Here is a 14704-nt window from a genome sequence, read left to right as displayed (position 1 = left end):
GGCCCCGCCTAACCCAGAGTCTCGACCAGGCGGTGCAGCGCCTGCGCCGTGGTCTCGCCATCCTGCACCAGCGCAAGGCGAATGAAACCTGCGCCCGGATTGAAGCCGTCGGGCTGGAGCCGCGCCAGATAGCTGCCGGGCACCACGCGTACGCCTGCTTCCTTGAAGAGCTTGAGTGTGATCGACACGTCGTCGCCGAGCGCGGACGTGTTGAGCCAGACGCAGAAGCCTGCGTCAGGTCGGCGATAGCCGTAACGATCGCCGATGATCTGGTCGGCGAGATCGAACTTGATCCGGTAGAGCCTGCGGTTCTCCTCGACATGCGCCTCGTCGCCATAGGCAACGGTCGCGACGTGCTGGAGCGGCACCGGCACCTGCGGCGCCGCGATGTTGCGCAGCTCGAGGAACATGCCGATGAATCGCTTGTCGCCGGCGGCGAAACCGACGCGCAGGCCCGGCAGGTTGGAGCGCTTCGACAGCGACTGGAACGCAACCACGCGGGTGAAATCAGGGCCGGCGCATTCGAGCGCGCTGCCCGGGGCCTCGCGGGTGTAGATCTCGGAATAGCACTCGTCGCTGAGGATCACGAAGCCGTAGCGGTCGGCGAGCTGCTTCAACCGCCTGAAATAGTCGGGCTTGGCGACCGAGCCCTGCGGATTGGCGGGCGAGGCCAGATAGAACGCCACCGTGCGCGCCAGCGTCGCTTCGTCGATGGCATCGAGATCGGGCAGAAAGCCGTTTTCCACGGTGGTCGGCAGGTAGACCGGCTCGCAGGCCGCGGCGCGGGCGCCGGCGCCATAGACCGGATAGAACGGGTTCGGCATCAGGATGGCGGGCTTGCCGGGGCGCGGGCCGACATAGCGCGCGGCCGCGATCGCGGCGAGGAACAGCCCCTCTCGGCTGCCATTGAGGACGAGAATCTCGTTCTCGGGGTCGAGCGGCCGCGGCAGCTTGAAGCGCGACGACAGCCAGGCGCCCGCTGCCGTGCGAAACGGGTCGGTGCCCTTGTTCGCGGGGTAACGGCCGAAATCGGCGATGTGCTTGGCCAGCACCGAGCCGACGAAGTCAGGCACGGGATGCTGGGGCTCGCCGACTGCAAGCGTAATCAAGGGCTTACCCGGTTGATGGGGTGCCAGCAGCTCGTTCAGCCGGACGAAGGGCGAGCGTTCGCTATCGGAGCTTCCACTGTCCTGCGGCGCACGGGATGAAGCGGTTATAGCCATTCTGGACGCCAGCACTCTTGGAACAGCCGGTCGCACCAAGGCGCCGGCGGGAAGCGGTTCACTTCACCATAGATAGGGCGAGGTTAAGACGCGATTAACCATCGGCTTTCCGCGCCATCAAGAGTCATTTCCGTGACCTGGATTTGAGGTCCGGCCCGTCCGGAGCGGGAATAATGAGGCCGGATACAGCGGACTCATGGCGGGCCCGGGTCCCGTCATGGCCGGGCCTGTCCCGGCCATCCCCGGCCCATTCTACCGTACCCAAGAACGTTCATGCCCGGGCCTTCGCCTCGCCGAAGCGGGCTTCGGCCGCGCAGGCGGGGCAAGCCCGGGCATGACGAGTTTCCGGATATGGGCGCGCCTAGTGCCCCGGCAGCTTCTCGAATGTCTTCATGCCCACCGGGATCGCGTGGAACTCCTGCATGTCGCGTGTAGATCGCCATCTGCGGATGGAACTGCGCGGGCTCGTCTAAGGTGCCGACCTTCAGGATCGCCGCCGGCAGGCCCGGAACCTTGGTCACCAGATGGGTGCCGCATTCGGCGCAGAATTCGCGCGTGACGGCGCGTTCGAGGTCCTTGCGCGTGAATTGCTTGGGCTGCCCGGTGATGTAGCTGAAGCCGGCCGCCGGCATCGCGATGAAGGTGTTGGGCGCGCCGCCCGAGATATACTGGCACTCGCGGCAATGACACTGGGCCTGCATCATTGGATCGCCTTCGGCCACGTAGCGCACTTCGCCGCAATAACATCCGCCTTCCAAACGCATGACGACCTCCCGATTTGTTTTTCGTTGTGGTCGATGTTTCTGCGCCGGCAATCTGAAATGGCAATCTATTTCTTTTGCGCAACGGTCAAAAAGAACATGGCGTTCTCGATGGGAAGGCTGCGGAGAATGCCTTAGAGTCTGTCCGGAAAGATTACCTTGGATTGCATAGCTTTCGCAGCATGAGTCGGATGGAGGCCAGCTTGAGAAAGGCGAGCGCCCTGTGATTGAAGCATTCCCAATCTTTGGACAGTCTTCGGCATCGCCCGAGCCAGGCAAAGGTACGCTCGACGATCCAGCGTTTGGGCAAGACGACGAAACGGTGAGCCTGATCGGAGCGTTTGACGATTTCGAGGTTCACGCGCTTCAGAGCGCTACGCAGCCCCTTCTGGAAATGTGGCCCTTGATATCCGCCGTCGGCGTAGAGCTTCAGAAGAAAGGGATAGAGGCCGAACAACGTTGCCATCAGGAGCACGCCGCCGTCGCGATCCTGGATGTCCGCCGCATGCACGATGGCGTGCATCAAGAGGCCTTGCGTGTCGACGAGAATGTGCCGCTTCTTGCCCTTGATCTTCTTGCCCGCGTCGTAGCCATGGAGATCATGAGGCCCCCTTTTTCAGCGCTTTTCACGCTCTGGCTATCGATGATGGCGGCGGTGGGAGAAGCCTCGCGCTCGGCCCTTTCGCGACATTCGACATAGAGGGCGTGATGAATTTTATCGAGCGTGCCGTTCCAGCTCCACAGATCGAAGTAGCCATACAGCGTCGAGCGCGGCGGCAGGTCCTTGGGGATCGCGCGCCACTGGCAACCTGTGCTCAGGATGTACATCAGCCCGTTGGCAATCTCGCGCAGGTCCACCGTACGCTTGTTGCCGCCGCGCTTGGCCGGCGGGATGCGAGGCGCGATCAGCGCCCACTCCTCGTCGGTCAAGTCGCTCGGATAGCGCAGGCGGCTGCGGTCGTAGCGTGCACGGTTCTCGGTAGTCCACATTGGCGGCGCGTCCCCATCGAATCAGGCCGCTCACCTTGAATCACAACCGATTCATTCGACTCAACATGTTTTGGAACAGACACTTACGCCTATCGCTTGGCGATGCCGCAGCCGTTGAAAGCTCGACTTCTCCAGCATCCGCTGCTCATGCATTCCGCTTCCTGCCGCACGCAGAAGGTTGAGCCACAATTGGGCTGGCCGCCAAAACTGACGCAAGCCACCGCGCAATTTCTGCGCATCGTGGAGCAGCTCATCCCGTTGCCGCCCGGCGCGGCCTGTCCGCCGTCGCGCCGATCGGAAGGCGCAGCAGCCGCATTGTCATTGCGCTTTGCGGCGCGCTTCGGGTCGGGCTGCCTCCGCTCGGATTCTCCGCTTGGCGCTGATACCTTTGAAAAGTCGTAGCGACACGGCCAATAGGTTTCCGTGCGGACCCCAGCCCCTTTGGAAGCCTTCAGTTCGAGCACGATCTTGTATCGATAGGACGAGCCCGCGGCGCGATTCAGCGGATCCTTGTCGCCAATGATACCGTTGACGGAGATAGTGCTGTTGCCGTCCGCTTCGATCTTGCCGTCATAACTCACAGAGCCGGGCTTGCCCTCGTCCCCGAGCACCGTGTGCAGCACTCCTTCCTTGATGCGAAAGACATATTGGCGATGGGCTTCCGGAAAAGGCGGTTTGCTCTCGCAGCTTTCGTTGGCGATCCAGGTTCCGTCGAAAGTCGTCGGGCGCTTTGCGCTGTCGATGGATTTCGACAGCAGCTCGATGCGGTATTTCGCCAGGTCTGCAAAGGCGCAGGACGGGAAGCGAAGCAGATGATCCTTGAAGGCCGTGATGGTCCCGAGCGCGTCCGCACCGCGCCAATGGTCGGCGGCCTCTGCGCAAGGGTCAGTCCGAGGTGAAGATGGTGTCAGCGCCGCGGGTTCGGCTTTGCCATTGAGGTAAAACTCGCCGAAGAACGACAACGACAGCTCCGGGACCTGTGATCCCTTGGTGCGCTTGTAGACGCCGGCGCCGATGGTCTGGAACACTGTATTGATGTTGTCCCTGTCGCTGATGTGGTCCAGGAACGAGCTGGTATAGGGACTGTTGCGGCCGTTGCCGTCGTCGGCCGTGCGACCGGCCTGGGTCGCATAGGAGATGATGGTGCCCTCCGGGCTCTCCATCTTGGCCAGCCCGCGGCTGACGGTTACGCCGCGCCCCTGCCCGATGTTTCGCCGGAGCTCGTCCGCGAAGGGATTGTCGCGGCAGGCGTCGAGCACGAGGATGCGCAGGTTCTTGGCCTGCTGCAAATCCGCCAGGATCTCGTCGGCGCGCACCAGGCGCCGCAGATCAACCTCGTCGCGCACGACGGCATCGACGGGCACCAGATAGTTGACGCCTGCGAATTGCAGCGCGTGTCCGCTGTAATGAAACAGGGCGACGTCGGCGCCGCGGGCCTCGCGCGCAAAGCGAAGAACGGTGTCCTGCATGGCGGCCTGATCGAGATCGGTCGCGACCAGGGGCTCGAATCCCGATCGCTTCAGCGCCGCGCCGATGTCGGCCGCATCATTGGTCGGATTGGCGAGCGTGGGAACGTTCCGGTAGGCGCCGTTGCCAATCACCAGCGCAACGCGCTTGTCGGCCTTGGCGTCGAGGGCAGACAGGGCAAGCGACAGCAAACACAAAGCCACGAAACGCAACAGGCTCATGAGACCGTGCTCCGGACGGGAGCATGATATTCACCAGTTTCGGGACAATGCAATTTGGGCTTGGTGCAGGCGTGGCCGCTGCGACGATGCGGCGCGCCAAAAAGAAAGGGGCTCCAGCTTGCGCTGGAGCCCCTCAACGGTCGGGACATTGCCGGGTATGTGCCCCAAACCGTAGTTGTGGGCACGGCCCCCGCGGAGGCCGCGCCCGGGAGAAGAGTTACATGTTGTAGGCGCGCTCGGTGTGCTCGGTGATGTCGAGGCCTTCACGCTCGGTCTCGACATTGGCGCGGAGGCCAACGATCACATCGACGACCTTGTAGAGGATCGCCGAACCGATGCCCGACCACACCAGCGTGGTGCAGACGCCCCAGAGCTGGGAGACCATCTGTGCCGCGAAGTCGTAATCGGCAACCTTCGGCGGGATCGCGGTGTAGTCGATGATGCCCGCACCACCCAGCGCCGGATTGACGAGGATGCCGGTGCCAAGGGCGCCGACGATGCCGCCGACGCAGTGCACGCCGAACACATCGAGGCTGTCATCGTAGCCGAGCGCGTTCTTCACGACGGTGCAGAAGAACAGGCAGACCACGCCGACCACGAGGCCGAGGACGATCGCACCCATCACGCCGGCGAAGCCGGCGGCAGGCGTGACGGCCACGAGGCCCGCGACAGCGCCGGAGATGACGCCGAGCACCGACGGGTGACCCTTCACGATCCACTCCGCGAACATCCACGACAGCGCGGCGGCCGCTGTGGCGACGAAGGAGTTGGTCATGGCGAGGGCTGCGCCGCCGTTGGCTTCGAGGTTGGAGCCGGCGTTGAAGCCGAACCAGCCGACCCAGAGCAGCGAGGCGCCGATCATCGACATGGTCAGCGAGTGCGGAGCCATCAGCTCCTTGCCGTAGCCGACGCGCTTGCCGATCAGCAGAGCGCCGACGAGACCTGCGATGCCGGCGTTGATGTGCACCACGGTGCCGCCAGCGAAGTCGATCGCGCCCTTCTTGAAGATCCAGCCGGCGTCGGCGTTGATCTCGTCGAGCTTGGCCTGCGCCGCGGTCTTCGCAGCCGCATCAGTGGCAGCAGCCAGTGCCTTGGCAGCGTCCTGGATCATGTCCGGGCCGGGCCAGTACCAGACCATGTGCGCGATCGGGAAGTAGATCAGCGTGACCCAGAGCGGGATGAAGAGCGCGATGGCCGCGAACTTCATGCGCTCGGCGAAGGCGCCGACGATGAGGGCCGGCGTGATCGCCGCGAAGGTCATCTGGAAGCACATATAGATGAGCTCCGAGATGTTGGCGTCGACCGAGAAGGTCGCGGCCTTCGAGTCGGTGGTGACGCCCATCATGAAGGCCTTGGAGAAGCCGCCGATGAAGTCGGAGCCGCCGGTGAAGGTGAGGCTGTAGCCGTACACGGCCCAGATTACAGTGACGACGCAGACGGTGTAGAACACCTGCATCAGCACGGAGAGCATGTTCTTGGAACGGACGAGACCGCCGTAGAACAGCGCGAGGCCGGGGATCGTCATCAACAGCACGAGCACTGTCGATGTCAGCATCCAGGCGTTGTCTCCCTTGTTGACCGTTGGCTCGGCATAGGCCGCGGTCGCAGCGAACATGCCGACTGCGAGAGCCGCCAATCCCGCGCCATAGGGACGCTTAAACGTCATTTTATTCACTCCTGATTGGTAAAGGTTGAGCGCGAAATCAAAGGGCCGCGGCATCGGCCTCGCCGGTGCGGATGCGAACCGCATGGTCGAGGTTGATGACGAAGATCTTGCCGTCGCCGATCTGCCCGGTTTTCGCGGCGGACGTGATGGCGTCGATGGTCTTGTCGACCTGGTCGGAGGCGACAGCGACCTCGATCTTGATCTTGGGCAGGAAGCTCACGGCGTATTCGGCACCGCGATAGATTTCCGTATGGCCTTTCTGGCGGCCATATCCCTTGACTTCCGTCACCGTGAGACCGTGAACGCCGATGGCGGTCAGGGCGTCACGGACTTCTTCCAGCTTGAATGGCTTGATAATCGCCATAACAATTTTCATGGGTCCTATCCCCGCTTGGCCCGGTCCGGACGTGGCCGGGCGTTTCTCGACTGGTTCGCCACGAGGGAGAAGTTCACTACGCGGGCACAGCCAGCACCCTTAGAATCAAATGCCGTGCCAGATCGGGCGCGTTGCCTAACGGACTATGAAAACGGGTGTTTTCGCGTTTGACGCGTGCTGTGGTGCAGTGCGCTATTACGTCGCGCTCAAAACGTGGTCACGCCTGATCAAAAAGCGGGCACGACAGGCTGTCGACACAATTGCTGCTCACGTGTCGGGCAGCGAGAAGGTATTTTATTACAGAAGGGGCCCGACAAAGGGCCCCGCCGCCCTGCGAAATATCGAACCGGCCCTCGGCCTGCTCACGGGATGCGCGCAACCGGCCTCGACCGTCAGGCGGCCTCGCGCTCCGCAAAGACCCGGTCGATCAATCCCCACTCGACCCCCTGCTGCGCGGTCATGAAGTGGTCGCGGTCCAGGGTCCGTTCCACCTCCGCCTCGGTGCGCCCGCAATGCTGCGCGTAGAGCCGGGTGATGCGCCGCTTGGTCTCCTGCATTTCGTTGGCATGGATCAGGATGTCGGACGCCTGGCCCTGGAAACCGCCGAGCGGCTGATGCACGTGAAGGCTCGCATTGGGCAGCGCGGCGCGGTGACCTGGCTCGCCGGCCATCAGCAGGAACGAGCCCATCGAGCGCGCGGTGCCCATGCACAGCGTATGAACCGGCGCCTTGATGAACTGCATGGTGTCGTACATGGCGAGACCAGAGGTGACCACGCCGCCATAGGAGTTGATGTAGAGATTGATCGGCCTGTTCGGATTCTCCGCCTCCAGGAACAACAATTGCGCGCATACCAGTCCGGACATCGCATCATTGACCTCGCCGTTGAGGAAGATGATGCGCTCGCGCAGGAGCCGCGAATAGATGTCGAAGGATCGCTCGCCGCGGGCGGATTGTTCGACAACCATAGGGACGAGCTGAAGCATGTCGCGCATTGGCGACCTCCATGTTTGCAGGTGACGAAGTCTTGTTGGTGTTTAAGCCGCCGCGCGCATCAGGCAGCAATTGCTGTTGGCCGGCTGCGGCAGCTTTGTTCGCTCTTCGCAGGCTTGCTGAATGATGCGGAAGCGGGTGCCGCCGTCCTCGTTCGGCTCGATCCGGAAGATGACGTGGCTCTCGCGAAACGGCGGCTCTGAATCGCGAAGTCGGTAGCGCACCTCTTCGCCTGCGATCGTTGATTCAGGCTCGGCGCCTGCAAGGTCGCAATCCGGCAACCAGCGCTCGCGCAAGGCCGGAATGGTGACGGCGCGCCAGACCTTTGCTGGCGGCGCGTCGAATTCATATTCGAGCACCAGTTTTGCGTCGGAGGGATCAGGTTTCGCTGCGTCGCTCATTGATCCATGTCCTTGAGCAGATCGGCGAGTGCTTCCATGCGCTTCGGCCAGTAGGCACGGTAGCGCACAAGCCATGTGCCGATGGCCACGATTCCGTCCGGGTCGACTTCGTAGTTCACGAAGCGGCCCTGCCGCTGTTCGCGCACGAGGCCTGCCGCGCGCAGCACCGAAAGATGCTGCGACATCGCCGGCTGGCTGATCTCCAAACCGTCGCGCAAAGCGCTTGCATTCAGGCTTCCGCCAGCGAGCTTCTCAAAGACCTTGCGGCGCGTCGGGTCGGCCAGTGCCTTGAAGATGTCGGCTTCGATCATGCCAACACATAAGCATATACTTATGTGTTGCGCAAGCCCCGATTACTGAAGCGCTTCTCCGTGCTGCGAAATATCCAGTCCCTCCAGCTCGTGCTCACGGGATACGCGCAGGGGCACGAACAGGGAGACCAGCTTGAGCAGGACGAAACTCACGCCGGCCGCCCAGACGAAGGTGACGGCGACCCCATAGAGCTGGATCAGCAATTGCTGCGGATGGCCCTCGATCAGGCCGGCGGTGCCGCCGATCGCGCTGGTCGCGAACACGCCGGCCAGCAGCGTGCCGGTCAGGCCGCCGATGCCGTGGACGCCGAACACGTCGAGGGAATCGTCATAGTTGAAGCGGTGCTTGAGCCAGGTGCAGGCCCAGTAGCAGACCGCGCCGGCGACAATGCCGATGACGATGCCATGCCAGGGCGCGACGAAGCCCGAAGCCGGCGTGATCGTGCCGAGCCCGGCGACCGCGCCGGAGATCATGCCGAGCACCGAAGGCTTGCGGCGAGTTGACCATTCGATCGCGCCCCAGGTCAGCGCGCCGGAGCAGGCCGCAAGATGCGTCGCGATGATCGCCAGCACCGCGCGCGAATTGGCCGCGCCCGCCGAGCCGCCGTTGAAGCCGAACCAGCCGACCCACAACAGGCCGGTGCCCATCACCGCGAGCGACAGATCGAACGGCGACAGATTTTCGGTGCCGTAGCCGTGGCGGCGGCCCATCACCTTGGCGGCGACGAGGCCGGCGGTGCCGGCCGACAGATGCACGACGAGGCCGCCGGCGAAATCCAGCACGCCCATGCTGGCGAGGAAGCCGCCGCCCCACACCCAATGCGCCAGCGGAATGTAGACGAAGATGAACCAGGCGACCGAGAACACGAGATAGGCGGAGAATCGCATCCGGTCGGCGACCGAGCCCGCGACCAGCGCCACCGTGATGATGGCAAAGGTCATCTGGTACAGCATGAACAGCGCTTCCGGGATCGTCTTTGCCGCCGGGTTGACGCTGTCCATCGTCATGCCCGCGAGGAACCAGCGGTCGAGCGTTCCGATCCAAGGCCCGTCGCCGACGAAGCAGAGCGAATAGCCGAACGCCACCCAGAGGATCGAGATCATCGTCACTGCGGCGAGGCTCTGCGCCATGGTGGCGAGCACGTTCTTCTTGCGCACCATGCCGGAATAGAACAGCGCCAAGCCGGGGATCGTCATCATCAGCACCAGCGCGGTGGCGACGATCATCCAGGCGGTGTCGGCGGTGTTGATCTCGGAATTCGCGGCCTGCGCAGGCGCGGCAATGATCGACATAAATCCGGCCGGCGCAGCCATAGCAGCTGCGCGGCGCAACAATCCCGCCATATCATTCCCCCCGGCATCAATTGGCGTCGCACGCTGTGGCGTCGTTGCCCGGTGCGATCGAAGAAGGATCAAAGCGTTTTCGAGCGAAGTGGATACCGGTTCGCGTGAAGAAAACGCGTCAAAACAAAAAGCCTTAAAGCGCGTCGCTGTCGGTTTCGCCGGTGCGGATGCGCAGCGCGTGGTCGATCGGCGTGACGAAGATCTTGCCGTCGCCGATCTGGCCGGTGCGCGCCGTCGCGGTGATCACGGCGACCGCCTTGTCGGCGACGTCGGAGGCGACCGCGATCTCGATCCTCAGCTTCGGCAGGAAGTTCACGACATATTCCGCGCCGCGATAGATCTCGGTATGACCCTTCTGGCGGCCGTAGCCCTTCACCTCGGTCACGGTCATGCCGTGGACGCCGATCGCGGTCAGCGCCTGGCGGACTTCATCGAGCTTGAAGGGTTTGATGATCGCGACGACGAGTTTCATGGTCAGGCCTGTTTCCCGGGGATGCGCCACGCCGTATGTCCCCGGCGCAGCGTCAATCTGGCATCTTTCCGGGCAAATGGCATAAAAAACTTGCAGACTGAAGCGGAAAAACGTTTGGCCATGTGAACCGCCGCCTCTGTACAGGGCATCCGTTCATCCTTCACAATGCGTTTTTGGCATGGATGCGGTGAACCGAAGCGTCCCGGCCGGTACAAAAGTATGTTTGAGGGGGACGCTTCATGGCGAGTTGGTTCTACGCATCCGAGGGCAAGCAACAGGGGCCCTATCCGGAAGGGCAATTCCGCGACCTGGTCGCGCAGGGAGTTGTGCGCCCGGATACGCTGGTGTGGTCCGAGGGCATGGCCGGCTGGCAGAAGGCCGCCGAAATCCCCGGCCTGATCGGCGGCGGCGGTGCGCCCCCGATGATGCCGGCCGGCGGTCCGCCGATGATGGGCTCCGGTGGTTACGCTGGCGCCGGCTACGCTGGTGGCGGCAGCGGCAGCGGAGGAGCGCTGTCGGTCGATTTCGGCATCCTCGAGTTCACCTGGCGCAGCATCGTGATGCTGATCGGCATGTGCCTCATCATTCCGGTGCCATGGGTGTTCGTCTGGTACACGAAATGGATCGTGTCCTGCGTCAAGGTGCCCGGCCGGCCCAATCTCAGCTTCACCGGCAATGCGATGACGCTGGTGCCCTGGTTCTTCGGCTTCATCGTTCTGGCGATCGCGATCGGCGTCATCGGCAGTGCGCTGCTCAGCAATCTGCTGTTCATCGCGCAGATCGTGCTCTACTGGCTGCTGATCAAATGGATGGTCGCGAACCTCGCCTCCAACGGGCAGCCGCTCGGGCTCAGCTTCTCCGGCTCAGCTTGGGCCTATATCGGCTGGAATCTGTTGTTCGCGATCTCGATCATCACGATCATCGGCTGGGCCTGGGTCGCCGCGGCGCAGATGCGCTGGTTCTGCCGCAGCATCGAAGGCACGCGCCGTGAGATCGTGTTCAAGGGCAGCGGTCTCGGCATTCTCTGGCGCGGCATCGTCGCCGCGATCCTGTCCAGCCTCATCATCCCGATCCCGTGGGTGTATCGCTGGATCATGAACTGGTTCGCGTCGCAGACCGAGCTCGCTCCGCGCGGGTCGCTCGGAGCTTGATCGCAAATCCCGGGCGCGACGAACTCGCGCCTGGGCTCTAGGACTTCCGCTCGCGCACAGAACCTTCCTGTGCGACGGAGGCGACCAGCGTGCCGTCGGGCTTGAAGATCGAGCCGCGGGTCAAGCCGCGGCCGCCGCGTGCGTTCGGCGAATCCTGCGCGTAGAGCAGCCATTCGTCGGCGCGGAACGGGCGGTGAAACCACATCGCGTGGTCGAGGCTCGCCGGCATCATGCGCTTGTCGAACAGCGTGCGGCCGTAGCGCGCCATGATCGCGTCGAGCAGCGAAAAATCCGAGGCATAGGCGAGCGCGCACATGTGCAGCGCCGGATCGTCGGGCAACTTCGCCGCGGTCCTGATCCAGACGTGAATGCGGCCGTCCTCGATCTTCTCGCCGAAATAACGGCCGAGCTCGACCGGGCGCAGCTCGATCGGACGATCGGACTCGTAATAGCGGCGGATGAACTCCGGCATCTCCTTGAACATCGGCTGCTTCGCCACCTCCTCCGCCGTGAGCTTTTCCGGCGGCGGCACGTCGGGCATCTTGTCCTGATGATCGAACGCGCTCTCCTCGTCGGCGTGGAACGACACCATGATCGAGAAGATCGCGTTGCCGTGCTGGATCGCGGTGACGCGACGGGTCGAATAGCTCTTGCCGTCGCGCAGGCGCTCGACCTGGTAGATGATCGGGATCTGCGGATCGCCCGGCAGGATGAAATAGCAATGCAGCGAATGCGGCAGCCGGCCCTCGACCGTGCGGCAGGCCGCAACCATCGCCTGCCCGATCACCTGGCCGCCGAACACCCGCTGCCAGCTCGTCTTCGGGCTGTTGCCGCGGAATAGATTCACCTCGAGCTGTTCGAGGTCGAGAATCGAGATCAGGTCGATCAGGCCTTTGGACATGATGGTGCTTTCGAAGCATCTCGTCATTCCCGGGCATCGCGACAGCGATGACCCCGGAATCCCGAGCCGATAACCTCTGGATTCCGGGTTCGCGCTTTTGCGCGCCCCGGAATGACGGAATGAGGCCGTTCCGCCCTTGTTTCACCGCACTGTTTCGCCCACCTCAAGTCTGCTAGCAAGGCCTGGAAAAGCCGAAGTGTGAACCAGGAATTTGGTATGCCGGTACAGGGTAGCATTGTCATTGGCGGCGGCGCGTTTGCCGGCCTCGCGCTGGCCCTGGCGTTGCGCCAGGGGCTCGGGCCCGAGATTCCCGTCATCGTCGCCGACCCCGCGCTCGCGACCCGTCCGAGCCGCGACCCGCGCGCGACCGCGATCGTGGCCGCCTGCCGCCGCCTGTTCGAGGCCATCGGCGCCTGGGACGCCGTCAGGGGCGAGGCGCAGCCGATCCTCGACATGGTCGTCACCGATTCAAAGCTGGAAGACGCCACCCGTCCGGTTTTTCTGAACTTTGCCGGCGATGTCGCGCCGGGCGAACCGTTTGCGCATATGGTCGAGAACCGCCGTTTGATCGACGCGCTGGTGGTGCGGGCCGAGGCCGAGGGCATCGATCTCCGCGCCACGACGGTCGCGTCCTATGACGCGCGCCCGGAAAGCGTCGACGTGACGCTTGGCGACGGCAGCGTGATTGCGGCAAGCCTGCTGGTCGCCGCCGATGGCGCGCGGTCGAAACTGCGCGAGCGCGCCGGCATCGTCACCCATGGCTGGGAGTACGATCAATCCGGCATCGTCGTCACCGTCGGCCATGAGCGCGATCACGACGGCCGGGCCGAGGAGCACTTCCTGCCCGCGGGTCCCTTCGCGATTCTGCCGCTCTCCGGAAAACGATCCTCGCTGGTGTGGACCGAGCGCCGCAGCGAGGCCGCGCGCATCATCGCGTTGAGCGACGAGGAGTTCCACGGCGAGCTCGAGCGCCGGTTCGGCCTGCATCTCGGCGAGGTCAAGGCGCTCGACAAGCCGCGCGCGTTCCCGCTGTCCTATTTCGTGGCGCGCTCCTTCATCGCCGAGCGTCTCGCGCTGGTCGGCGATTCCGCGCATGTCATCCATCCGATCGCGGGCCAGGGCCTCAACATGGGGCTGAAGGATGTCGCAGCACTGGCCGAAGTCGTGGTCGATGCCGCGCGGCTCGGCATGGATCTCGGCGGCGTCGACGTGCTCGAACGTTATCAGCGCTGGCGCCGCTTCGACACCATGGCGATGGGCGTTGCCACCAACTCGCTGAACTTCCTGTTCTCCAACCAGTCGACGCTGCTGCGCACGGTGCGCGACATCGGCCTCGGCCTCGTCGACCGCGCCCCGCCGCTGAAGAACCTCTTCATCCGCCAGGCCGCCGGTTTGACCGGTGAGATCCCGCGGTTGCTGAAGGGTGAGGCGTTGTAGGAGTTCGCGCTGCGTCTTCGTAGCCCGGACGGAGCGCAGCGCAATCCGGGGCCGCCGTATCGTCAGCGCGAAGTCCCGGATTTCGCTGCGCTCCATCCGGGCTACAAGAACCTCAATCGATCTTGCGCGCCTCTTCCGGCAGCATGATCGGGATGCCGTCGCGGATCGGGTAGGCGAGCTTGGCGCTGCGCGAGATCAGCTCCTGCTTTGCGGAATCGAACTCCAGCGGACCCTTGGTCAGCGGGCAGACCAGGATCTCCAGCAATTTGGGATCGACGCTGGTTTCGGGGTGTTCGGTGGGAGCGTTCATTGTGGTCTCCGAAGATCGCTTGCCTCTAGCACAGAAAATCGCGGTCGCCCATTGCGCCAACAGAGCGTTTTCGAGCGAAGTGGGTACCGGTTCGCATAAAGAAAACGCGTCAAAACAAGAATCTAGGCAGAGACCATCCGCATGATCTCGTCGAGCAGGCCCTGGAGCCGTGCCGCCGGCACCGGCGTGCTCGACAGGGCAAAGCCCAGGAATGTCCAGTACAGGATCTGCGCGCGCGCCTGCGCCTTCGCCGGCTCGAGCCGCCGCATCGCAAGCAGCGTCTCGATATAGTCGATCCTGCGGCGGTCGATCGCGCGGACCGCGCTCTGCGCGGCCGCATCGAACGCCGCCCAGCTGCGCACGGCGCGTTCCAGGTCGAGCCGGGCGCCAAAGGATCTCCGCAGCAGCGCCTTCAGCGGCTCGTCGCCGGCGGCCTCGACGTCGGCGATGATCTGTTCGGCCGCGATCTCGCGCCAGCGCTTCAGGACAGCGGCGTGGAACGCGCCGAGATCGGCGAAGTGCCAATAGAAGCTGCCGCGCGAGACGCCCATGGCCCTTGCGAGCGGATCGGCTTTCAGGGCCGTGAAGCCGTTCTTGGCCAGCGCCTTCAGGCCCTGCTTGATCCAGTCGTCGGCGGAGAGTTGTTCGGTCATGACCGGTTCCGGAAAATTGGCCATACA

The 14704-nt window shown here is 63.8% G+C and carries 14 protein-coding genes and 2 pseudogenes; 2 read left to right on the top strand and 14 right to left on the bottom strand.

What is annotated here, in order from left to right:
* Positions 1-8: 8 nt before the first annotated feature.
* The 11 genes and pseudogenes from HAP41_RS01595 to HAP41_RS01545 form a co-directional block, all read right to left on the bottom strand.
* On the bottom strand, positions 9-1223 hold the full coding sequence (locus HAP41_RS01595; protein ID WP_166062787.1) for an aminotransferase class I/II-fold pyridoxal phosphate-dependent enzyme: 1215 nt from the start codon (positions 1221-1223) through the stop codon (positions 9-11).
* A gap of 361 nt (positions 1224-1584) precedes the next feature.
* A pseudogene (locus tag HAP41_RS01590) lies at positions 1585-1987 on the bottom strand (GFA family protein).
* 151 nt (positions 1988-2138) lie between these two features.
* Positions 2139-2974 (bottom strand): annotated as a pseudogene (locus tag HAP41_RS01585) (IS5 family transposase).
* 89 nt (positions 2975-3063) lie between these two features.
* Positions 3064-4662, bottom strand: a complete 1599-nt coding sequence (locus HAP41_RS01580) for a caspase family protein (RefSeq protein WP_166062813.1) — start codon at positions 4660-4662, stop codon at positions 3064-3066.
* Positions 4663-4879: 217 nt separating this feature from the next.
* The gene (locus HAP41_RS01575) at positions 4880-6328 is read right to left on the bottom strand and encodes an ammonium transporter (RefSeq protein ID WP_063980294.1); all 1449 of its coding nucleotides are present in this window, start codon (positions 6326-6328) and stop codon (positions 4880-4882) included.
* 37 nt (positions 6329-6365) lie between these two features.
* Positions 6366-6704 carry a P-II family nitrogen regulator gene (locus HAP41_RS01570; protein ID WP_008142813.1) on the bottom strand — a complete coding sequence of 113 codons (339 nt, stop codon included), beginning with the start codon at positions 6702-6704 and terminating at the stop codon, positions 6366-6368.
* Between the two features lie 392 nt (positions 6705-7096).
* Entirely contained in the window at positions 7097-7699 is a 603-nt protein-coding gene (locus HAP41_RS01565) for an ATP-dependent Clp protease proteolytic subunit (protein WP_038932646.1), read from the bottom strand.
* A gap of 42 nt (positions 7700-7741) precedes the next feature.
* Complete coding sequence (locus HAP41_RS01560) at positions 7742-8098, bottom strand: SRPBCC family protein (protein ID WP_063980295.1); 357 nt, start codon at positions 8096-8098, stop codon at positions 7742-7744.
* Entirely contained in the window at positions 8095-8409 is a 315-nt protein-coding gene (locus HAP41_RS01555; RefSeq protein WP_166062860.1) for an ArsR/SmtB family transcription factor, read from the bottom strand. The genes HAP41_RS01560 and HAP41_RS01555 overlap by 4 nt, the downstream gene beginning before the upstream one ends.
* Positions 8410-8451: 42 nt before the next feature.
* The gene (locus tag HAP41_RS01550; protein WP_135213951.1) at positions 8452-9753 is read right to left on the bottom strand and encodes an ammonium transporter; all 1302 of its coding nucleotides are present in this window, start codon (positions 9751-9753) and stop codon (positions 8452-8454) included.
* A 133-nt stretch (positions 9754-9886) separates the two neighbouring features.
* Positions 9887-10225, bottom strand: coding sequence for a P-II family nitrogen regulator (locus tag HAP41_RS01545; protein WP_008142802.1), 339 nt, complete (start codon positions 10223-10225; stop codon positions 9887-9889).
* A gap of 239 nt (positions 10226-10464) precedes the next feature.
* Here HAP41_RS01545 and HAP41_RS01540 point away from each other — a divergent pair, with 239 nt between their 5' ends.
* Positions 10465-11376, top strand: a complete 912-nt coding sequence (locus HAP41_RS01540) for a DUF4339 domain-containing protein (RefSeq protein WP_166062885.1) — start codon at positions 10465-10467, stop codon at positions 11374-11376.
* 37 nt (positions 11377-11413) lie between these two features.
* Here HAP41_RS01540 and tesB read toward each other — a convergent pair whose 3' ends face one another.
* Positions 11414-12277, bottom strand: coding sequence for an acyl-CoA thioesterase II (gene tesB / locus HAP41_RS01535; protein WP_135213949.1), 864 nt, complete (start codon positions 12275-12277; stop codon positions 11414-11416).
* A 216-nt stretch (positions 12278-12493) separates the two neighbouring features.
* On the opposite strand from tesB, the gene HAP41_RS01530 reads away from it, so the two are divergent.
* On the top strand, positions 12494-13714 hold the full coding sequence (locus tag HAP41_RS01530; RefSeq protein ID WP_166062914.1) for a ubiquinone biosynthesis hydroxylase: 1221 nt from the start codon (positions 12494-12496) through the stop codon (positions 13712-13714).
* 112 nt (positions 13715-13826) lie between these two features.
* Here HAP41_RS01530 and HAP41_RS01525 read toward each other — a convergent pair whose 3' ends face one another.
* Entirely contained in the window at positions 13827-14024 is a 198-nt protein-coding gene (locus tag HAP41_RS01525) for a Trm112 family protein (protein ID WP_166062922.1), read from the bottom strand.
* Positions 14025-14146: 122 nt separating this feature from the next.
* Complete coding sequence (locus HAP41_RS01520; RefSeq protein ID WP_166062937.1) at positions 14147-14677, bottom strand: TetR/AcrR family transcriptional regulator; 531 nt, start codon at positions 14675-14677, stop codon at positions 14147-14149.
* Between the last annotated feature and the right edge of the window lie 27 nt (positions 14678-14704).

This window comes from Bradyrhizobium barranii subsp. apii, from assembly GCF_011516635.5.
Lineage (GTDB): Bacteria > Pseudomonadota > Alphaproteobacteria > Rhizobiales > Xanthobacteraceae > Bradyrhizobium > Bradyrhizobium barranii.
This window is presented reverse-complemented; position numbering and strand designations above follow the sequence as displayed.